At 51.5% G+C, this 19707-nt stretch carries 19 protein-coding genes and 1 pseudogene; 9 read left to right on the top strand and 11 right to left on the bottom strand.

Features of this window, described 5'->3' with window-relative positions:
• The first annotated feature begins 120 nt into the window (after positions 1–120).
• Positions 121–1575, top strand: coding sequence for a serine/threonine protein kinase (locus tag KDW_RS30475; RefSeq protein ID WP_151759654.1), 1455 nt, complete (start codon positions 121–123; stop codon positions 1573–1575).
• 170 nt (positions 1576–1745) lie between these two features.
• On the opposite strand, the gene KDW_RS30480 is transcribed toward KDW_RS30475, so the two are convergent.
• Positions 1746–3782 (bottom strand): serine/threonine protein kinase, encoded by a 2037-nt coding sequence (locus KDW_RS30480; protein WP_162005765.1) that lies wholly within the window; start codon positions 3780–3782, stop codon positions 1746–1748.
• A gap of 342 nt (positions 3783–4124) precedes the next feature.
• Between KDW_RS30480 and KDW_RS30485 the strand changes: the two genes are divergently transcribed.
• A complete protein-coding gene (locus KDW_RS30485) occupies positions 4125–5345 on the top strand; it encodes a phospholipase D-like domain-containing protein (RefSeq protein WP_233098038.1) in 1221 nt (406 codons plus the stop codon).
• A 74-nt stretch (positions 5346–5419) separates the two neighbouring features.
• Positions 5420–6100 carry an HD domain-containing protein gene (locus tag KDW_RS30490; protein ID WP_151759657.1) on the top strand — a complete coding sequence of 227 codons (681 nt, stop codon included), beginning with the start codon at positions 5420–5422 and terminating at the stop codon, positions 6098–6100.
• On the opposite strand, the gene KDW_RS30495 is transcribed toward KDW_RS30490, so the two are convergent.
• Both KDW_RS30495 and KDW_RS30500 read right to left on the bottom strand, forming a co-directional pair.
• On the bottom strand, positions 6068–6715 hold the full coding sequence (locus KDW_RS30495) for a glycosyl hydrolase family 28 protein (protein ID WP_233098039.1): 648 nt from the start codon (positions 6713–6715) through the stop codon (positions 6068–6070). The two genes, KDW_RS30490 and KDW_RS30495, sit on opposite strands and share 33 nt — an antisense overlap.
• On the bottom strand, positions 6678–7649 hold the full coding sequence (locus tag KDW_RS30500) for a glycosyl hydrolase family 28-related protein (RefSeq protein WP_151759659.1): 972 nt from the start codon (positions 7647–7649) through the stop codon (positions 6678–6680). The genes KDW_RS30495 and KDW_RS30500 overlap by 38 nt, the downstream gene beginning before the upstream one ends.
• A gap of 388 nt (positions 7650–8037) precedes the next feature.
• Here KDW_RS30500 and KDW_RS30505 point away from each other — a divergent pair, with 388 nt between their 5' ends.
• The gene (locus KDW_RS30505; protein ID WP_151759660.1) at positions 8038–8649 is read left to right on the top strand and encodes a Tm-1-like ATP-binding domain-containing protein; all 612 of its coding nucleotides are present in this window, start codon (positions 8038–8040) and stop codon (positions 8647–8649) included.
• A gap of 141 nt (positions 8650–8790) precedes the next feature.
• Positions 8791–9732 carry a hypothetical protein gene (locus tag KDW_RS30510; protein WP_151759661.1) on the top strand — a complete coding sequence of 314 codons (942 nt, stop codon included), beginning with the start codon at positions 8791–8793 and terminating at the stop codon, positions 9730–9732.
• A gap of 271 nt (positions 9733–10003) precedes the next feature.
• On the opposite strand, the gene rbp is transcribed toward KDW_RS30510, so the two are convergent.
• From rbp to KDW_RS30525, 3 genes are all read right to left on the bottom strand, one after another.
• Positions 10004–10306 carry an RNA-binding regulator gene (rbp, locus tag KDW_RS30515; protein WP_151759662.1) on the bottom strand — a complete coding sequence of 101 codons (303 nt, stop codon included), beginning with the start codon at positions 10304–10306 and terminating at the stop codon, positions 10004–10006.
• A 233-nt stretch (positions 10307–10539) separates the two neighbouring features.
• Positions 10540–11379, bottom strand: coding sequence for an MBL fold metallo-hydrolase (locus KDW_RS30520; RefSeq protein ID WP_151759663.1), 840 nt, complete (start codon positions 11377–11379; stop codon positions 10540–10542).
• 159 nt (positions 11380–11538) lie between these two features.
• Positions 11539–11850, bottom strand: coding sequence for a hypothetical protein (locus tag KDW_RS30525; protein ID WP_151759664.1), 312 nt, complete (start codon positions 11848–11850; stop codon positions 11539–11541).
• A 516-nt stretch (positions 11851–12366) separates the two neighbouring features.
• Here KDW_RS30525 and KDW_RS30530 point away from each other — a divergent pair.
• Complete coding sequence (locus KDW_RS30530; RefSeq protein WP_151759665.1) at positions 12367–13083, top strand: hypothetical protein; 717 nt, start codon at positions 12367–12369, stop codon at positions 13081–13083.
• Between the two features lie 176 nt (positions 13084–13259).
• The gene (locus KDW_RS30535) at positions 13260–13598 is read left to right on the top strand and encodes a hypothetical protein (RefSeq protein ID WP_151759666.1); all 339 of its coding nucleotides are present in this window, start codon (positions 13260–13262) and stop codon (positions 13596–13598) included.
• A 41-nt stretch (positions 13599–13639) separates the two neighbouring features.
• Here KDW_RS30535 and KDW_RS30540 read toward each other — a convergent pair whose 3' ends face one another.
• The 5 genes from KDW_RS30540 to KDW_RS30560 all read right to left on the bottom strand — a co-directional run bounded on the left by KDW_RS30540 (position 13640) and on the right by KDW_RS30560 (position 17641).
• Positions 13640–14203, bottom strand: a complete 564-nt coding sequence (locus KDW_RS30540; protein ID WP_162005766.1) for an HAD family hydrolase — start codon at positions 14201–14203, stop codon at positions 13640–13642.
• Positions 14113–14565, bottom strand: a complete 453-nt coding sequence (locus tag KDW_RS30545) for a hypothetical protein (protein WP_151759668.1) — start codon at positions 14563–14565, stop codon at positions 14113–14115. The genes KDW_RS30540 and KDW_RS30545 overlap by 91 nt, the downstream gene beginning before the upstream one ends.
• A gap of 104 nt (positions 14566–14669) precedes the next feature.
• Positions 14670–15647, bottom strand: a complete 978-nt coding sequence (locus KDW_RS30550) for an energy-coupling factor transporter transmembrane component T family protein (RefSeq protein WP_151759669.1) — start codon at positions 15645–15647, stop codon at positions 14670–14672.
• Positions 15644–17377 (bottom strand): ABC transporter ATP-binding protein, encoded by a 1734-nt coding sequence (locus tag KDW_RS30555; RefSeq protein ID WP_151759670.1) that lies wholly within the window; start codon positions 17375–17377, stop codon positions 15644–15646. The genes KDW_RS30550 and KDW_RS30555 overlap by 4 nt, the downstream gene beginning before the upstream one ends.
• Positions 17378–17380: 3 nt before the next feature.
• Positions 17381–17641, bottom strand: coding sequence for a hypothetical protein (locus KDW_RS30560; protein WP_151759671.1), 261 nt, complete (start codon positions 17639–17641; stop codon positions 17381–17383).
• 114 nt (positions 17642–17755) lie between these two features.
• Between KDW_RS30560 and tnpA the strand changes: the two genes are divergently transcribed.
• Positions 17756–18166, top strand: coding sequence for an IS200/IS605 family transposase (tnpA, locus tag KDW_RS30565; RefSeq protein ID WP_151755659.1), 411 nt, complete (start codon positions 17756–17758; stop codon positions 18164–18166).
• Between the two features lie 26 nt (positions 18167–18192).
• A pseudogene (locus tag KDW_RS36360) lies at positions 18193–19704 on the top strand (zinc ribbon domain-containing protein).
• The last annotated feature ends 3 nt before the right edge of the window (positions 19705–19707 follow it).

Here is a 19707-nt window from a genome sequence, read left to right on the forward strand (position 1 = left end):
TATGGGACATACGTAGAGCAGAAGCAGGCGTGGTATAATAGTCGCGTCGATTCAGAGGGCTTCAGGCGATTAGAGGCTTATTTTATCTGCTGTCAGAAATAAACGTACCGAGGAGTTTTTATGGTGTTCCAGGTCGGGCAAGAGATTGGTAATTATCGTATTGTGGGAGAGATTGCGCAGGGGGCGTATGCCTATGTCTATAAGGCGACACATACAGCATTGGCGCATCGAACTGTGGCGATCAAGATTCTGCATAAGACCTTTGTTGATCCTGAGGCGAAGCATGATATTTTGTATCAAGAAGCCCATATTCTGGAGCAACTTCAGCATCCCCATATTCTGGCTGTGCTTGATTTTGGTAGCTATGAGAATGCTCCCTATATTGTGAAGGAATATGCTCCGCATGGTTCGCTGCGGGACCTGCTGCAGCGGCAGCGCAAGCGCCCACTGCCGATCAACGATGCGCTTTTCCTGCTGCGCCAGATTGGCGAGGGACTGCAATTTGCCCATGACCATAATATTGTGCATTGTGATCTGAAGCCGGAGAATATTTTATTTAATGCTGAAAATCAGGCTTTGATCTCGGATTTTGATATTGCGCGTGTCCTGAAGGCCACCAATGTACAGGGGAGAAATATTGGCGGCACGCCTTCATATATGGCTCCAGAGCAGTTTCATGGCAAGGTGCGCCGCGAGAGCGATCAGTATGCTCTGGCGTGTATGGCCTATGAGATGTTGACCGGGCGGCGTATCTTCGAGGGTGAGAATCTGGCGGCCCTGCAGCAGCAGCATCTCCATGAGCAGCCAGTACCGCCCGGTCAGTTGCGCCCCGATCTTCCGCTGCATATAGATCAGGCCCTGTTACGGGCCCTGGATAAAGATTATCAGCATCGCTATCCAGATATCACCGCGTTTATCGATGCGCTGGATCCCGTTATTGCTACGGAATGGCCGACGGCGGTCCTGACCCAGCAGGGTGGTGCGCGCCTGGTCCTGCATGCTCCTGGTAAGTCCCGGCAGGAGGATGAAGATATCTTCTATGAAGAAACCATCTCCATGCATGCCGAGGCCACTCTGGCAGGAGAGGATCTGCCGGCTCCGCGTAAGCGGCGCACCACCACATCAAAGCCTGCCAGTGGTGAGGCCCCTCGTAGCCGGACCGCCCGTTCGACAACTGCCAGGGTGACTAAACCGAAAACTCCTGCTACTACAACTGCTAAGCCGCGAGTCTCACGTGCCAGAGCAAGCGAAACGGATGCCTCGAAGGCCACCACTAAAAAAGCTACCACGACGAAAGCATCCGTGAAAGTGCCTGCCGCTAAGAAGGCGACCGTGAAAAAAGTGAAGGCGTCGGAGACAGCAGGAACTACAACTGCAAAGTCCAAGGCGGTACGAACAAAGGCAGCCGCAGAGAAAAAGCCCACCGCAATTAAGAAACTGCCTGCTACCAGGAAGCCAGCCGCCAGGAAAAGTTCGGAGGTGGTTGAGCAGTCTCCAGTTGCACCTCGATCCCTGCCCGCCTGGCAGCAAGCGATGGCGCATCGGCAGGTGAGGTCCACCGGAAAAGATAAGTAGTGCGCTCGCACCCTTGTGTGGATAGTAGAAGTGCCGGGCGACCATGGTCACCCGGCACTTCTACTATCTTCTCAATTTCAATTGTTGGTTTTACGCTGGATCGACCAAACGTCCGATGATGCTATAGACGATGAGAATGATCAGGCTGATGACGATGTTTGCCAGGATGATCAGTCCAAACTCGGGAAGGAGCGTAGCTCTTTGGCGCTGAACAGGATGTAGCCGAGGGCTGCTGCCATACCGATCACGGCTAACATAGTGGCGCGTAGCGACGAACCGATACTCGGAAACTTTCTGCGGCGTAGCATGGAGAGTCCTGTGAGTAGTCCGGCAAAGCCATAAAAGACCAGTAGAAACCACCAGGCATGAAGCTGTGGAAAGCGTGTATAGCGGAACAAGCTAGCTGTCAGGCTGTCGTTGCTACGATACATGAAATCAGCGATCAGGGCACCACCGGCACCTACCAGGATCCCCACAATGGGACCAAAGGCGGCGCCAAAGAATAGTGGGATCAGCAGGAGCATTGGCATGAAGCGGTAGTAAATTTCGACATGGAAATTATACATGAAACAGAAAAGAATGATGCCGGCGATGGTGGCAATAATCGGCCACTTCAAGCTATTCAGGGGTCCTAACCAATCCGCCAGTGATTCCTGTGGCTGCTCTGCTGCATGTGAACGCGGCTGTGGTCGCTGCCGAGGCTCATCATAGTCGTCCTCACTATGTCGGGGTGGAGTCGAACGCATAGGGGTTTGACTCTGTTGCGAAAACTGTGAAGGTGCGGGCCGATTTTGCTGTTGGTAGCCTTGCTGCTGAGGACCACCAAACTGCTGGCCCTGCTGTGGTCCATTGAACTGTTGCGGATGTTGTGCTGGCCTCTGCGCCTGTGCCTGTCCCATATTGGCATATGGTTGTTGCCCCTGATAGGACTGCTGGGGAGGCCGTTGCTGTCCCTGTGGACGCTGTTGTTGTCCGGCGGGATTGCCTCCTTGTGGCGGTTGGCCTGGCAGGATCATCTTTTGTGGACCAAACTGCCCGCCTGCTCCCGGTGTTTGATTGGGCCGGGATGGCTGTTGCTGGGGGGGATTATTGGGATTGCTGCTGGTATTAAAATTGGTCTGAGCTACGGTTGTCGATGAATGGGCCGTATTGGCTGGTCGGCCAGTTTGATTAAACTGTCCAGCCTGGTTTGACTTCTGCTCCTGTTCTGTTTTTCCGGGATTGCTGGTTCCCTGTCCCATGGGTTGGGACTGCATGGCCGTATAGGGCGCTGCCGTTATAGGAGGAGTAATTGCAGGTTGGCCAGGATTACTGCTGCCGGTCTGCATGGCGACTGTACTGTAGGATGTATTTGCGGCTGTGGGCGACATCAGTTCTGTTTGATATGACGGATTTTCCTGGTTTGCCTGTTGCAGGGCTGCGGCAAAATCCTTGATATGCTCAAAGCGCTTTTTGGGATCTTTATCCAGTGCGCGCATGACGGCCTGCTCTACCGCAGGCGAGATATCGGCCAGTTTCTCACGGATCGGTGGGGGAGCGGCAAACATGTGCTGCGTACACATCTCTGTGAACGAACCATGGAATGGTCGGACGCCAGTCAGCCATTCATAGGCGACAACCGCCAGGGAATACTGATCGCTGGCCGGTCGTGGCTTCCCTTGAATCTGCTCGGGCGACATATAGGCGACCGTACCAATCACATCCTGTGTGCCTTGATAGCGTGAGCTCTGGGCTACCAGCGCGATGCCGAAATCACTGAGCAGTACCTCATTGCGTCTACCCAGCAACATATTCTCAGGTTTAATGTCGCGGTGAATAATATGTTCATCATGGGCATACTGCAAGGCATCCGAGACCTGGACCACATAGGGAAGAATCGTTGCCAGTGGTAATGCGGTTCCCCGGGGATGGCGTTGCCGCAACGTGCCGTTGGGCGCATAATCCATCACCAGATAAGGCGTCTCGCCATCAATACCAAAATCCATCACCCGCACAATATTCGGGTGTGCTAATCGCGCAATTGTCTGTGCCTCTGTCAGGAAGCTATCTGTATCATCTGAACCAGACAGCCGGGTTTGAAGTATTTTAATGGCAGCCAGTGACTTCAGGTAGAGATGCTCACCGAGATATACCTCGGCAAAGCCGCCCTGGCCCAGGAGTTGTTTAATCGTATAGTTCCCTAGTCGCTGCCCAATGCGATCCGCCATCCTTGCTCCTTTGTGCATGCGTGATCTAACTGCAAGCGTACGCTGCTTGCTCAATTTTAAAGAAGTAGCGCAAGAACGTCAAGTTTTGCCGCAGAAGTCACACTGCTAACGTATCACTGTGAGTATCTGTCCTCTATTATAAACCATTCAAACAGTAAAAAATCACAAATAAAATATGTTGCATGACGGACAAAAGGTATGCTGGTCCGGCTAAAATCATTCCTTTGATGGGTGACAAATAGCGCTTTGTGTCGAATACTATTTGATAGGAGCATGTGTATTTGCGTTTGTGGTGTTCGGGAAAGATGATCTATTATGCTTGCGAGATTGCTGAAGATATCCATGAGCCAGTGGATCCGCTGGTTGCTGGCTGCATTGCTGGTTCCTCCAACGCTGATCAGTATTATCCTGGTGCTGGTTGATACGATCCGCAGGCATGGCCATCCGCAGGGACATTTTTTGAGTCTGCGCGATGAGCCGCCGGTACATGTAGATAAGAGTAAGGTACAACTCTATACCTATGGCAATGATCTTTATCAGGCGATGCTAGCGGATATCGAGCACGCGCAGAAGCGAATCCTCTTTGAGACCTTTATCTGGAAAAATGATGTGATCGGCAACAAGTTTAAGGATGCCTTGCAGCGGGCCGCGCAGCGTGGGGTTGAAGTCTACATCATCTATGATCAATTCGCCAATCTGGTCGTCTCTGCGGCTTTCTTCCAATTCGATCCTGCGATCCACGTGCTGCGCTATCCATTGATCTCGTTTCCTTTCCGACCGTTGACGCTGAAGACCTATGCCCGTGATCATCGCAAAGTATTGATAGTTGATGATCTGATTGGCTATCTTGGTGGCTATAATATCGGTGACCTCTATGCCCGCAAATGGCGTGATACCCATGTGCGTGTCCAGGGTCCGGGAGCCTGGGAGATCGAGAATAGTTTTATCGATTTCTGGAATGAATACAAAAAGAAGCGCCAAGCAGAGTTACCAGAGCTCACCAGACGTGATTGGGATTCCAACCTGATCGTACAGCGCAATGATCCTATGCTCTTCATGTTTCCCATTCGCTCAATGTACCTGGAGACTATCGACCGGACGCAGGAAAGCTTTTATCTGACCAATCCTTACTTTATTCCGGATCGGGCTGTTCTGTACTCGTTACTAAAAGCCGCGCGGCGCGGCGTCGATGTGCGCATACTGGTTCCAGCCAAGTCTAATCATATCATTGCCGATTGGCTCTCCCACGGCTTTTATACCCAGTGTCTGAAAGGCGGCATTCGCTTATTGCTGTACTCGGATGCTATGATACATGCAAAGACTGCGACCGCGGATGGTGTCTGGTCGACCGTTGGAACCGCTAATCTGGATCGTTTGAGTATGGTCGGGAACTTTGAGGTCAACCTTGAACTCTATGATCACGCGGTTGCCAGGCAGATGGAAAAGATTTTTGAATATGATGTATCTCAGGCCTATGAGCTGACACTGGCCAACTGGGAGAAGCGGCCACTATACTGGAAGGTGTCCGAATATCTACTCTCCACTTTTCGTCCATTGTTTTAACAGGAGGTTCTGGTGAGCTTCCACTGGAAAGCAAGTATTGCCTGAAGATCCATCGAGTGAGGAAAGGATGCCATATGGAAACACTGTTGACTCGTGCTTTTACACTGGCCGCTCAGCTACATGCCGCACAGACCCGCAAAACTTCAATTGTTCCCAATACACCGTATCTGGGGCACCTGCTGGAAGTTGCCGGTATCGTCCAATCCAATGGTGCTCCAGAGGTCGCGGTGGCGGCGGCCCTCCTCCACGATGCTATCGAGGATCAAGGTGCCGCCACCCGCGAATTGATCCAGGACCAACTTGGTCCTGAAGTGCTGGCCCTGGTCGAAGAATGTACCGAACCAGGGACTGGTGGCGCTACCAAGGCTCCCTGGCGCGAACGCAAAGAAGGCTATCTCCAGCAGGTCCTGCGCGCCTCAACGGCTGCACTGCTGATCAAGTGCGCCGACAAGCTCCAGAATGCGCGCGACCTACGCAAACAGGTCTATCTCGAAGGCGAGCAAGCCTACGCCGCCTTCACACGTGGCAAAGCCGACAAACTCTGGTTCTATCACACCTTTGTCCAGACCGCCCGTGAGCGTCAGCAGGTCCTCCAACAGAGTCAACTCGACCAACCGCTCCTGAGGGCCATCGATTATCTGTTGATCGAGCTCGATGAAGTCCTCACCGACCTCGATAGCCCGGGTAATCGGAGGCAAGCTCCGAACCTACAAGAGATTGGTTCAGGGCGTGATAAAGGTGAGGTCGGCGTTTGAACTGTCAATTCCGGCCTCGGATGCGCTGCTTATGAGTTCATCAGCAATCTTCAGGTGTTTGAAGAACACATTAACGATATGATCGTCCATTCCCTTGATCACCGAGGGATTGCGGCCGGGCTGATACGCGGTATAGTTGATGATCTTCACGTTCTTGATCAAGCCGATGCCCGAGCGATTGGTAATGGCGATATCGATCAGACGCTGCTTGGAGTTGCCACCAATGGCTTCCGACCAGTTGTTGTCATAGGTGATGTTTTCCATCGTATTGCCATCGGCCATATACAGGGCGATCACGCGGTCCGCATGCACGACATTGTTATTGGCAAACGTAATATCCGAGAGCGTATCCTTGGTCTCGGTACCAACCTTTAAGGCCGACTTTTTTGTGTAGCAGACAGAGTTTTGGATCAGGATATGCCGGGTTGGCTGGATCATGTGGAAGGCGCCACTGGTCTTGACGGCAAAACAGTCGTCGGTGGTATAGATGAAGGCACCATCGATTGCGACGTTGCGTGAGCCATCTGGATCGATGCCATCGTTGTTGGTGTTATCTGGATCATTCAGCAGTTTCAGGTTATTGACCTTCACGCCATCCGAAGCTACCAGATGCACGGTCCAGGAGCCAGAGTCGCGCAGAACCACGTCTTGCAGGACAATATTTTTTCGCATTGATGGTACGAATGATTTTCACACGTCCACTTGAGCCAGCCGTGCGGCGTAGCTCCATGCCATGGAGATCTATGGTGCCTCGACCATAGAGTTTACTGTTCTGGACATCCTGGAAAAGCAAAAAGTGTTCCGCGGTATCCTGCGCATTACCGCTCCCCGACAGTAACGCGCCGCTGGACAGGTAGAGCGACATATTGCTTTTCATTTTAAGCGTGCCTGTGACATATTTACCCTGGGGAAAGTAGACGATGCCCTGTGTTTTGGATGCGTCATCAATTGCTTGCTGAATCTGGGCGGTTTGAATCTTGTTCCCGGTACGATCGGACGCATATTTTGTCACATCAATCACATTATGATCGCCGAGTGCCGGCGCGTTTTCCTCCGGTGCATCGGCAAAAAGGAAGAGTTTCTCATCATTGCCCTGCAAGATAAGTTTGCGGGGCTGATTCAGTGCGAAGGTCAGTGTATTCTGCTTCATGGTTGGCTGAAGTTGATAACTTTTAGGACTGATGGTATAGCTGGCTGCATTGGGTGAAGTGATCGTAATCTGGGCCGTTCCGCGGAAAGCGAAGCGGGCATAGTTGATATCCTTATACTTCTCGACAAAGATCTCCTCACCATCTACCGCTACTTTAATCGAGCTCTGAGCGGCACCGGGCATCTGATCATATGGAAGCACCATATCCCGCTGCGTCCCCAGTGTCTGTGTCGCGGCTGAAGTGCTCATGGCCTGGGGCGTAGCATTTTTTGAGCCTGCGGATTTATTGGATTGTGGTCCGTGCAGTAGTGGTGAGTTCAGTAAAGCAACTGCCCCCAGCAGACCCACAATGAAAAGCCCAAGCGTGATCAGGGCTATTTTTTTTCTGGAATTACCCATCACTATCTATCCTCTTTTCTACTCAAACCACGCATCACGTGGCTGGATGGTATAGATGAAGTCATCTCACAAACCGAAGAGCTGTCTGGTGGCTGCTCTGCCTCATTGGGACAAATGCTAAAGTGAATGATTTCATGGTCTGGAATTTATGGTATCAAGATAGATAATCGGGTCATCAGGGCAATTCCTACTATTTTTATGTGTCGAAGTATCTATTTAAAAGCATTGTGTGGTCCATACGTGGACTGGTCGCAGCCTTAAAGGCTGCCGCTACTGGCGAGTGGGCCTTTTGTGCTGTATACTTATGACATGCTGCGAATATGTCAAATACTTACCGATCTGTTCTTTGTGATCCATAGTATGTGATGCAAAGTAAGGAAGTGTGCTGATGACGACAGTTGTATTGCTTGGGACGCTGGACACGCGGGGATCTGAGTATGCGTATGTGCGTGAGCGTATTGTGGCACAGGGATGTCGTGTTCTGCTGGTGGATGCTGGCATTAAAGGAGATCCTTCAATTCAACCGGATATCACACGTGAGGTGGTGGCTCGCGCGGCCCGTATTGATGTCGCTCAACTAGCTTCCGTTGATCAAAATACTGCCATCGCGCTGATGGCTAAAGGTGTTACAGCCACGATCGTTGAACAGTTTGCTCGTGGTCGCCTCCATGGGATCCTGGGACTGGGCGGTGATGGAGGTTCACGACTCGCGACGGCGGCTATGCGTTCTCTTCCTCTGGGTGTACCCAAACTCCTGGTTTCTCCGCTGGCATCTGGCGATGTGCGGCCCTTTGTTGGCGCAACCGATATCTCGGTGATGTATTCTGTTGCAGAGATTCATGGTATTAACGCCATTACTGAATGTATTCTGACCAATGCCGCTGCCTGTATCGCTGCGATGGCCCAGGCATACAACACCTTTGAGCTCTCTCCGCGTGCGCGGCTACACCCCTATCTGATCCATCAAATTCCCACGCGAACGTTAATCCAACCGCATTAAAACACGTTTTTCTATACTGACGACCGATGGTTTTTATCGATCGTCAGTATAGTTGTTGTTGCGCGTTTGGTGTTTCTTTTGTAGAATGGTGGAAATAGATCGAAATTATTCTATGTATTTTTTAGGTGCAAGGGATCTTGTGTGGAAAACAAAACGGTAGAGATAGAGACGACGCTTGTTACGACTACGTATACTGAGGTGCCAGAAATAGAGGAGGTAAGTGAGGGGAAGGCGGAACTGGATGAGATTTTATTTTTCTCGATTTTTATGGTTGTCGGTTCGTTCGTACTTTATGGCTTACTGGCCGTTATTGAGGCACTCAATCGGATATGGAATCCGCTGAGCATTGGCTGCTATGGCATCCTGCTGGTGATGGCATCCTTCATTATGTATGTGTACTTGATGGAGGGGGAGTTCATTAAGAAGGAGAATGCGCCGTTTCACCTTTCGATAACGCTGCTGGGCGTGATTGTGACCCTGGTGTCGTTTTCGCAGGTCTGTCGACACGTTGCTCTCGAGTTCGGCGGTTTTACGGCGCGCCAGTATGGCTACTGGCACTGGCTGCGCTTTGGACTGGCCCATATGCTGGACTCCGCGCTCTTCAATATGCCCAGTAACTATGATTGGAGCATCTCAGAGATTGAACCGACGACCTTCTGGACACGTAGCCTGGTCTTTTTGTTTGATCTCTGTACACAGGTCTTTATTGTCGCGGTCGTCTTTCAGAGGCTCCAGGTAACGCGCAAGCAGTGGGCGAAGCGCAGAGCCACCAACAGGATCCCGTATGGAGTTTTTCTGGTGTCGCGGGCCAAAACCTGGATTTTGATTGTGACCTGGGGATTGCCCTTGATCTTTTTCCTGGGCGTCATCGTGCACGATGGCTTTTCCTGGTTAGGAGCCTGGATCGCCATGTCTGTCAGTCTGCCAGTGTTTCTGGCCTGCTGGCTGATCTGGTATAGCCTGCAGGCCCTGACACTGCGCGGGAAACGCAACAAATTGCTTGCACTGGCTGTCATCATCGCCAGCAGTGGACTCCTAACCATGCTCCTGCCGCGCTTTATCGCTTTCCTGGCCTCGTCCTGATGAAGACATATGCGGAAAGGCTGGCTGCTATGTCAGGTAATCTGTTCATAGACGTTATCAACGACATAAAGGGGTCAATGTCCGCCATGTGGGCTATGGGGGAATAGGATACAGACTTGTAAGAAATGGCCTCTTTTTGATAGATTTTTAAGCGCATGTGGTGAGTGATTTAATAAAGGAAGCTCTTCTGTCGGAGTTAAAAAAGCAGGCCAGCCAATAGGCCGACCTGCTTTTTTGTTTTTTGACCGCTTGATCCTACTTAATTGTGGATTTAGTAGCGATCGTTACGTGAGTAGTTGTCACGGCCCTGGAAACCACGGTTTCCGGATGCCTGGCGCTCACGTGCCTCATTAACAGTGATCGTACGATTTCCTAACATGCTGCCATTGAGTTGTGCGATAGCAGCCTGTGCCTCCTCATCGGAAGCCATTTCGACAAAGCCAAAGCCTTTACTGCGACCGGTCTCACGATCGGTGATAACCGAAGCCTGTGTGACCTCTCCAATTTGTGCAAAAAAGTCGCCAAGGTCCTGCTCTGTTGTCTGATAGGGGAGTCCCCCAACATATAGTCTCATGTGTTTATACTCCTGCGTGAACATCTCTCAACCCATTGAAGCCTGGAGAAACCATTTCCCACAGAAGCAATCCAATTTCTTTTTGATGTCATACACCTATCATAACACACCCTGCCAGTAGTTTATTCCCATTTCTTTCAACTTCCAGATAATTCTTCAAAAACTGGTCTCTGATGTCCTTGTGATGCGGTAGATTGCTCGAGCTTGCTCATCCAGAGATCCGTCGTTATGGTTTAAGCGTTTTTCTGTTGTTTCACTTCGTCATAGATCAGGCCGATTGCGCCGGGGAAGCGCTCCTCACGGTCGCGGGAAGCAATCTTTTGCATCTCGGCCGGGATTCTGGCGATGGCGGTCTCTTTGTCCCAGCCTTGCTCGATGGCGTTCGTTAGTTGCTGGTAGAGATGTTTGATCCAGTTCTGTAGATCGTCGAGTGCCTGCGGTGATTGCTGGAGACCATGGCCTGGAATGACATGCTCGGCTCCCAACTGCTTCAATTGGTCCAGTGCCTTAATCCAGTTGGCGGCATTTCCACCGGGAGGCATGGCTGGTACCATGTCGTTGAAGAGAAGATCGCCTGTGAATAACGTCTTCGATTGTGGAAGCCAGGCCACACTATCGCTGGGGCTATGTGCTACTCCGATATAGATCAATTGTACTTCGATCTCGCCAACGAAGACGGTCAGTCGATCTTGAAATGTGAGATTGGGCGGTGTGATCGTTATCTCGCCGAGCTGTTCCGCCATCTGAGGATTGTTCTTTTTAATCCCTTCCAGTGTTGCGGCGGCAGTCGTGAGCATATTATCACGTACCCCCTGGTGTGCGATGATGGCTGCGTCAGCGAATGCCTGGTTGCCAAAGACATGGTCCACGTGGGGATGGGTATTGAATAATGTCAAATACCCCTGGTCGTGTAGATTATTCACGGCGGCACGCAATGGAGCAGCCTCGGCCACGCTGATACCAGAATCGATGACCAGCACATCTCCACCCGCAGCAATGAGGCCGCGATTGCAGATGCCGCCTGCTACAAACTGTACGCCAGGAACGATATCCTGGACTATAAATTCTGCCATAACACGATTTCGCTTTCCACTAAAGTTGGTTTACGGTTATGGTTTTATTATCGCACCTGACCGCGAGGGGTATCTCTTTCTTTTATGGCATGCTCTCCCCATTGAGTCGCCGCTCTTTTTTGTTCTCTATATGTATGGAGCGTAGTGATCAGGAATTGATCACCTGGAAGTTTTCCAGTTGGTAACAACATGATGCTGGGCGGCAAGGGCGCGTTGGAGGTAGTCTGTGAACTCATCGTACTGCTCTTTATCAAGCATACGCAAATCTCTCATCAAGGAGAGCAAAGCGATGAGTTGATCCGTAATCAGTTCGTTGGTGACGACTTCGCGCACTTTGTCATCCTGGATCTCCAGGGTAGCATCGCTGGCGGTTGTGCGGTGGAGGAGCATATGGTTCATTGAATCTTCTAAATTGCTGGATATTCTTTCTTGTAAATCTTGTACTGCCTGTGAAAAAGTTTTGTCTTGCATTCTATTTCTCTCCTGGAAAAAATTGCACGCTTTCCTTTAGCAGAAGTCCATACAGTTGTGAAGGATGGAAAAATCTGTTAAAGGAAATGATAGACACAATATATTAACTAGATTTATATCTCTGGCGAGAATACATTATGCGACCAACTTGATATGGTGAATGTTTTTCTACTACCAATATTGAAGAATACACAATAATAAAATCTAGTATTACTTGCAAATTATACAAAAAACTGATCAATAAAAACCACTACCTTTCATCTAATACGTTAGAAAAGTTGAACTCGTTCTACACACTGGTAACATGGTCCTACTTATTCCGGAAATAAAAACAATATATTTAAAGATCTATTATGCAGGCGGCTTTTATAATAACGAAGGGAATACAGATGGAAAGCTTACATACCCTTTACTTTTTCTAGCTACTGTTCAAGTTTTCTTGTATTGCTCATAACCCTCTCATAAATAGAGAGTGCTTTAAATATGTAAACCAGATTTCCCGAAAGGAGATTTATTATGGCCGGTACTGTACGTGAGCGAATTTCGGAGGCTCGTGGAGAGCGTGAAGGCACAACAGAAGGTGTTGTCGGTGGAATGCCATTGCTGGTAGCCGCGCTGATGAGCCGTCGTGAAGAGCGTGAAGAGCGTGGCGAGGGCATTCATCCATTGCTGCTGGCAACGTTGATGAATCGCCGTGAAGAGCAGGGCGAAGGAATTCCTCCTCTCTTGCTGGCAACCCTGCTGAGCCGCCGTGAAGAGCGCAAAGAGCGCGGCGAAGGCATCAATCCATTGTTGTTAGCGGTATTGATGAATCGCCGTGAGGAGCGCGAAGAAGGCGAAGAGCGCAAAGAGGGCATCAATCCACTGCTGCTAGCAGTGCTGATGAGCCGCCGTGAAGAGCGCGAGGAGCGCGGTCAGGGCATTCATCCATTGCTGCTGGCGACGTTGATGAAGCGCGGTGAAGAGCGTGGCGAAGGCATCAATCCTCTGCTGCTCGCAGCCCTGGTGAAGCGCGGTGAAGAGCGTGTGGAGCGCGGCGAAGGGATTCATCCATTGCTGCTGGCGACGTTGATGAAGCGCGGTGAAGAGCGTGGCGAAGGCATCAATCCCTTATTGCTAGCAAGCCTGGTGGGTCGCCGTGAAGAGCGCGAGGAGCGCGGTGAAGGCATCAATCCACTGCTGGTGGCGACGTTACTAAGTCGCCGTGAAGAGCGTGAGAAAGAGACAGTATAACGTATCCCGGCGTCAACCACTTTTTTTTTCAGCCTTTCCGGGCATGCTCAAAAGTTGAGGAATGTCCCAACCTTTGAGCGAAAAGAAAAAAGAGAGGTTTGCAGCGAATATCGGTTGGTGTTCGCTGCAAACCTCTCTAGAGGGCTTACATCTCTCAATGCAAAGGAAACATCACCATGACTACGAATTCTGAACAAGCAAAAACCAAAGGCCATATGGATCCTATGGTGGAGGCTCTGATTAAAGAGTTGCTTGATAACCCACCCCATCCGAAAACAGCGAACGATGCCATCAGGGCTGCTGTAACCGAAGAGTTAATGGCTTCGCTGCTTCCTTCAACGCGTTCTGGATCACAGTCATCGCCAGTTGAAACTGCGATCCTGGCTGAAGCGCTGGCACCTGCTCTGGCGGAAGCACTGGCACCTCTGCTAGCTGAAGCGCTGGTACCCGCCCTTGAGAAGGCCTTGACCAATATCGCTTCACCGAAGAAAGCCGAGCCGGAAACAACTGCCTAAAAGATACTGACAAACAATAGTGAGATCGTCTGTGTGTTGCGTTAAAGCCAGTCTAAAAGCTCACTGACATTGTTAATGATGAGCTGGGGCCGGATAAGACCAGTGGCGAAGTGTTGCAGGTGAGTACTCTTCTGGTTTTTAGCAGGAATAGGGGGAGCCTCTATTGTGCCGTGGTCTTTGAGGAGGGCCAGTTGCCGATGGTTATATTCAGTGACAGTCATACCTTCGGACGTTGTCAGATACTGGCTTACTTCTTCATAGCGTGCTGGTTTCCAGACAGCAAACATAGATAGTTGTTGAGCACCAGCCACGTCAGCAATCAATGAATCGCCGATCATGATGGCCATACTTTTATCCACCTGGCAAGCTGCAAGCGCCCGGGTAAATATATGTGGATTGGGTTTGCGTATATGCTCATCGGCCGAAACAATCGTCTTAGCCGGCTCAAAATAGTCCACCATACCCAGTAACTGCAGATCCTCTTGAAAGGGCGCGCCTCCCCAGTAACGATTCGTCACCATACCCAGTTGAAATGAGCGCCTCTGCAATTCCTGTAATGTCGATAGCGCGTCTGGAAAGAGTTGCCGTGATTGAAAAATGCGCACACGCAGCGCTTCAAAAATAGCCGCATAGACTTCGTTATCGCCTCTTCAAGTTCTAACGCCTTAAACGCCTGCTTGACCATAGCTTCTCCTGTCGGCTCAATCCCCGGCTGGTGTGTGATGGCAAGCTGAAATTGACGTAGGATTTCCTCGTGTAATGTGCGGCCCAAACTGACATCATCGCAGGTCGCAAGTGGAGTGGACGCGCTAAAGCGGCGGGCGATACCTGCGGCCTGCTGTTGCGCGACCAGTTCCAACGCAGGTAGCCGCTGTGGATCTTTCCGCCAGAGCGTATTACCCACATCAAATAATAGACAACTGAATGAGCGACCAGTAAGCGCATGAATATTGTTCTCAGATATCATTTTCCTTATCCTTTTGTACCGGCAGCCTTCACGGTTGCGACCTGTGGACGTACGAGCAAGCTACATGCTCATGCGCGAAGAGGTTGCAGCGGCAAGCGCTGCCGCTACGATTGGCGTACCGCGATGTTTAATACGAGCAAAAGGATGACGCCTAATGTTAATAAGGCCAGCGCGCCGATTGCCAGATAATCGTTTTTTTGCAGGCGGTGCTCATGCATAAAGGTTCTCTTCTGCTGTGTTCCAAAGGCACGGGCATCGACGACCATGGCGGTTGTAGAGGTAGAGCGTAGTGAGCCGATCAGCAGTGGGACCGTTACAATAGGAATAACGGTGAAGATACGGCGCAGGTAACCAGGCCAGGCAGACGCTTCGTGCCAGGTGGGACGACTGAGATCGTATCCTCGTACCTGGACAACCTGTAGTAAGACCGTTGTGCGCTCGATTAATTGGGGCAAGAAGCGTAGCGCGACGGTAAAGGCCAGACCAACGGTGGCCGGCATGCGAAATTTATAAAAAGCCCAGATGATCTCCGATGGTTTTGTGGTCATGAGCAGGATGAGCGTGGCTGAAGTTGCTACCATCACGCGTCCGGCTTGCTGTAAACCATTTACAAGGCCCTCCCTTGATACTCCTGGTGTTCCGAGCCAGCTCACGGTAGATGGAAAACTGTAGAGCATGTGCAGTCCCGTTGTAGATACTGTGTAATACAGACTTTGGGACCAGATGATACCGAGTGCCGGTATCATTACCATGGTTAACACGACACGTGTGCGCGCTGCGGAAGGTCGAACCAGTATCCAGGGGATGATGGCGAAGATCAATAAGAGATAGACAAAGTTCCAGTTCAGCAGAATGCTCAGTGTGCTGATGATAAATGGATACAGCACTTTGATACGCGCATCAAGCGTGTGCACAAATGTTACTTGCGGTTCATATGAAAATAGGTGTCGTAGTCCCTGTACTCCAACCAGGGTGATCAAAAAGGCCGGTAGCGTGAAGGGAACGATGAACATAAGTATGTAGCTAATGATGGTGCGTGCGAGGAGCGATTGCGAGAGAAAATAGAGTAGCCAGTTGATCATAAAAATACCTTTAGTGCTTGAAATGATTTTACCAGTACATCAATGTTAAGCGCGACCTGACGTGCATCACCTTCACACAATCTTGCGTGTAACTGCGCAACCGGCGGTGCCAGAATTCCATAACGGGCCAGTTCCTCATTACGCGCAAAGACATACGCAGGAGCATCATCCATCACAATTTGTCCGGCGTTGAGTACAACGACACGGTTGGCATAGCGAGCCACCGCTTCCATATTATGCGTAATCATCAGATAGGTCAGGCGTTCCTGTTCGCGTAACTGTTCCAAAAATTGTAAAAAGGCCTGCGCGTGCCCCTCGTCCTGTCCCGTTGTTGGTTCGTCCAGGATAAAAACGCGTGGATAGCGTGTGAGCAGGGCGCCAAGTGCCAGACGTTTGCGTTGACCATGACTGAGATGGAAAGGATTAAAGTGCCGATATGCGGTGAGATCAATGATCTCTAGCAATTGATCAATGCTATAGGGGATCGTTGCCTGCTTGTTGCGCTTGCGCTGATGTTTCAGACCAAACAATAATTCCTGTTCGACAGTCGCGGTAAAGAGCATCTTATCGGCAGCCTGAAACAGATAGGCCATGTGTTCGGATTGGCGTGCGATCCGACCGGGAATTACCTGTTGGTCCTCATAGTGTATGCGGCCATGGGTTGGAGCTTGAAAGCCCATCGCGAGTGATGCCAGCGATGTTTTGCCCATGCCGTTGGCGCCGATCAATGCTACCCATTCCTGCTGCTGGATCGTGAGATCCACGCCGTCAAGCACCTGTTTGTCACCGTAGTTCAGGCTCACTTTTTTCCAGGAGAGGACGCTCTTTTCCTGTCTATTTGTCAGCGGATGGATCGCGCTCGACTGCTGTGCTTGCTGTCTGAGCGCTTGTGCATACGCTGTGTTACGAAGGGCTGCGTAGGCTTCATCGACGGATAGCGGGAGGGTGGATTGAAAAACATCCGGGAGTGCGTGTGCCAGGGTGACCATTTGCGGTATGGCGACGCCTAAGCGTTGCCAGGGTTCCAGATTGGAGAAGGCCGCGCGTGCCGGAGCATCAACCGCAATGCGACCCGCATCCATCAGCAGCACGCGATCTACCCAGGGCATTACCTCGTCGATTTTGTGCTCGATCAGAATGATTGTCCAGCCATACTGCTTGTTCAAAGCGCGCAGCACTCCCAGCACCTCCTGGGTACCGACTGGATCCAGGTCGGAGGTAGGCTCATCGAGAATCAAGACGCGAGATTGCATGGCCAGTGTCGCGGCGATGGCAACCCGTTGCTTCTGACCACCGGAGAGCGCGAAGATTTCCAGGTCGCGAAACGCTTCCATCTGCGTGTAGGCTAACGCCTGGGCTACGCGTCGTTCAATTTCCGCGTTTGGGAGTGCCATGTTTTCCGGCCCAAAGGCGACCTCTGATTCCACGTCGAGATGGACCAGTTGCTCATCTGGATTTTGAAAGACGATGCCGATGTGCTGGGATACCTGGTGCAGATCCATCGCACTCACATCTTTGTCGCCCAGATAGATATGTCCTTCGAATGATCCCGCGATGCGTTCAGGGATCAGGCCGGCCAGGGCCAGGGCGAGAGTTGACTTCCCGCACCCGGATGGCCCGGCCAGCAATAGAAATTCACCTTCAGGGATGGTTACATCCAGTGAACGCAACGTGGGATGCACCGAACCAGTATACGTGAACGATACATTATCCACATGAATTGCAGGCATAGTTTATTCTTGTACCTCTGAATTTAGTTCTTGGCCTTCGCCGACGGTGCCAACTTCCGGCGTTGTCCCGGCAGTAGTTGTATCACCGGTCGTACTGACCTCTGGTGTTACTCCAGCAGTAGTTGTATCCTCGGCTGTACTGATCTCTGGTGTTACTCCAGCAGTGGCCACCTCGGTCTGTGGACGCCTCGATAGTACGAAGGCGACAACGGTCACGATTAAGAGCAGAGCCGCTGCAACCAGCACCGTTGTGCCGTCTGACATAAGCGTAACCCGCCGCAAGCCGCTGTGGTTTGAACCCAGGCGGATAGGCGGGTTTCTCGTGGGCTTTAGCCCTCGCTTGTTGCAATATCGTCTTTTCTCCTGTATACTGCAACAATGGAAAAGACGAGTACATTGCAGTATCAGCGTGACGAGCACCGCGTCCATCTTATTGTGTATCATCTCATCTGGTGTCCTCGTCGTCGCAAAGCCATTCTTACGGGTCCCATCAAAGAACGGTGTCAACAGATACTCGAAGAGAAATGTCTGGAAAAAGGGTGGAGTATTCTCACCCTGGCGATTCAACCTGACCATATTCATCTTTTTATCCGCGTCTGGCCTTCTGAAAGTGCCGCTGATGTGGTGAAAGAACTTAAGGGCATCACGTCCTTTCATTTACGAAGGGAGTTCGCCCCTATCATGAAGAAAATGCCTTCGACCTGGACCCGTTCCTATTTTGCCAGCACGGCTGGTGCAGTGAGTGCTGAGACCATTCAACACTATATCAATGCGCAAAAAGGAATCTAGCGGGGAGGAAGGGAGGGAGTCATCGCATGGCAAAGGCAACGAAAACCATCACACAAGCAATGCAGTATCCATCCCGGTATGCTGCCTGGTTTACGACCACCCAGGCATTGTTCAACACAGTGGCTTCCTTCTACTTTGAGGTCATTACAGCTCACGAGCAGGTGCTGTTGCTTTCCTCACACAAAGCCTTGCATGCCCTTGAGACATTGACCCATGCGACGGAAGAAAACCCCGATCCGGTGATGCCGCTCGATGCCATTGCTCCTCAGGTTCCTGCCCTCTTTCGCCGTGCCGCTATTCACGCGGCTCTTGGCTCCGCCCATGCCTTTGAGACGAGCTTGCAGAAGTGGCGTGCGCGCAAAGAGAAAGCGGCCCTCAAAAAGAAGCGTTTCACCGAGCACCCACCGGTTCCCCCGCGGACCTGGAATCGGTCGCCGACGTTCTACAAGGGCCAGTGGAAAGGGCGCACTGCGTCCTCCATTCTTCTCAAGCTCTGGACAGGGGCGAGGTGGATCTGGGTCAACGTTCGGCTCTTGAGCCGTGACCTTCCCAATGGCTATGAGCCCGGGAGTCCGTCGCTGGTTCGCCATGGCTCACATTGGCGGTTGCATACCCCGGTCGAAAAGACCTTCACCAGTCCGGGGAAGGTGGCTGTGCAACTGGCTCATGCCCAGACACGCATCTGTGCCATTGATCTCAATCTCGACCATCATCTGGCGGTCTGTACCATCCAAACAGCCGACGGCTCGACCGTTGCCACCACCTTTCTCAGTGGCGGCAAACGCGTAAATGGCCGTAGGAAGTGGCTGCTTGGTCGGATCGCCCGCAACCGTCGTAAGACGGGTATCCTGGCCGAAAACGAACCCGATAATGTGGCATTATGGAGAAAATCCGTCATGTGGATGAGCAGGTGGCACACCTGATCAGTGCGCGCATTGTGCACTTTGCTCGTCAGCATCAGGCGAGTGTGCTGGTATTTGAACACTGGGCAACCTGAAACCCAAAAAGGCCGCTACAGTCGCCGAGGGAACAGCAAACGAGCCTTCTGGATGAAGGGGCGTATATTCACCAATGCCAAATATAAAGCGTGGAACGAGGGCATGATCACGAGTCGGGTGAACCCGCGCAACACGAGCCGCGAATGCGCCCGTTGTCATGGCCTGATTGTACGTTACCATGCCAAGCAGGGGCCCGAGCCAGCAGGCTACACCCCTGGGGCACCGTTGGCCTGGTGTCCTGCGTGTGGCATGAAGGGTCATGCCGATCGCAATGCGAGCCTGGTCATTGGTCAGCGCTTGCGTACACGGTTTCACCATCAGGAAAAGCCTCGCGCTCCTCTCCTGGGTCCAGGAGAGAGGGATGAGAAATCATCAGGTGTTGTCCGTTCCCAAGACGCCAACAGCAAAGGTGGCCCATCGCGCCGCCGAGCACGGAGGCACGGAACGGGCAAGGGGCATGGCACCGCCCATGAGGATCACGCCAGGATGGTGGCGCCCTCAGCTATTCCTCGCCCATTACCTCTGTTCAGTGAGTCATAGCAA

It is taken from the genome of Dictyobacter vulcani, from assembly GCF_008974265.1.
Classification (GTDB): domain Bacteria; phylum Chloroflexota; class Ktedonobacteria; order Ktedonobacterales; family Ktedonobacteraceae; genus Dictyobacter; species Dictyobacter vulcani.

Coding starts and splice junctions, on each gene's coding strand:
- KDW_RS30485 (WP_233098038.1), top strand. CDS start 4,125: ATGAGCCAGTGGATCCGCTGGTTGCTGGCTGCATTGCTGGTTCCTCCA.
- KDW_RS30525 (WP_151759664.1), bottom strand. CDS start 11,850: ATGCAAGACAAAACTTTTTCACAGGCAGTACAAGATTTACAAGAAAGA.
- KDW_RS30535 (WP_151759666.1), top strand. CDS start 13,260: ATGACTACGAATTCTGAACAAGCAAAAACCAAAGGCCATATGGATCCT.
- tnpA (WP_151755659.1), top strand. CDS start 17,756: ATGGAAAAGACGAGTACATTGCAGTATCAGCGTGACGAGCACCGCGTC.
- KDW_RS30560 (WP_151759671.1), bottom strand. CDS start 17,641: ATGTCAGACGGCACAACGGTGCTGGTTGCAGCGGCTCTGCTCTTAATC.
- KDW_RS30555 (WP_151759670.1), bottom strand. CDS start 17,377: ATGCCTGCAATTCATGTGGATAATGTATCGTTCACGTATACTGGTTCG.
- KDW_RS30505 (WP_151759660.1), top strand. CDS start 8,038: ATGACGACAGTTGTATTGCTTGGGACGCTGGACACGCGGGGATCTGAG.
- KDW_RS30480 (WP_162005765.1), bottom strand. CDS start 3,782: ATGGCGGATCGCATTGGGCAGCGACTAGGGAACTATACGATTAAACAA.
- KDW_RS30500 (WP_151759659.1), bottom strand. CDS start 7,649: ATGGGTAATTCCAGAAAAAAAATAGCCCTGATCACGCTTGGGCTTTTC.
- KDW_RS30490 (WP_151759657.1), top strand. CDS start 5,420: ATGGAAACACTGTTGACTCGTGCTTTTACACTGGCCGCTCAGCTACAT.
- rbp (WP_151759662.1), bottom strand. CDS start 10,306: ATGAGACTATATGTTGGGGGACTCCCCTATCAGACAACAGAGCAGGAC.
- KDW_RS30550 (WP_151759669.1), bottom strand. CDS start 15,647: ATGATCAACTGGCTACTCTATTTTCTCTCGCAATCGCTCCTCGCACGC.
- KDW_RS30475 (WP_151759654.1), top strand. CDS start 121: ATGGTGTTCCAGGTCGGGCAAGAGATTGGTAATTATCGTATTGTGGGA.
- KDW_RS30530 (WP_151759665.1), top strand. CDS start 12,367: ATGGCCGGTACTGTACGTGAGCGAATTTCGGAGGCTCGTGGAGAGCGT.
- KDW_RS30520 (WP_151759663.1), bottom strand. CDS start 11,379: ATGGCAGAATTTATAGTCCAGGATATCGTTCCTGGCGTACAGTTTGTA.
- KDW_RS30545 (WP_151759668.1), bottom strand. CDS start 14,565: ATGATATCTGAGAACAATATTCATGCGCTTACTGGTCGCTCATTCAGT.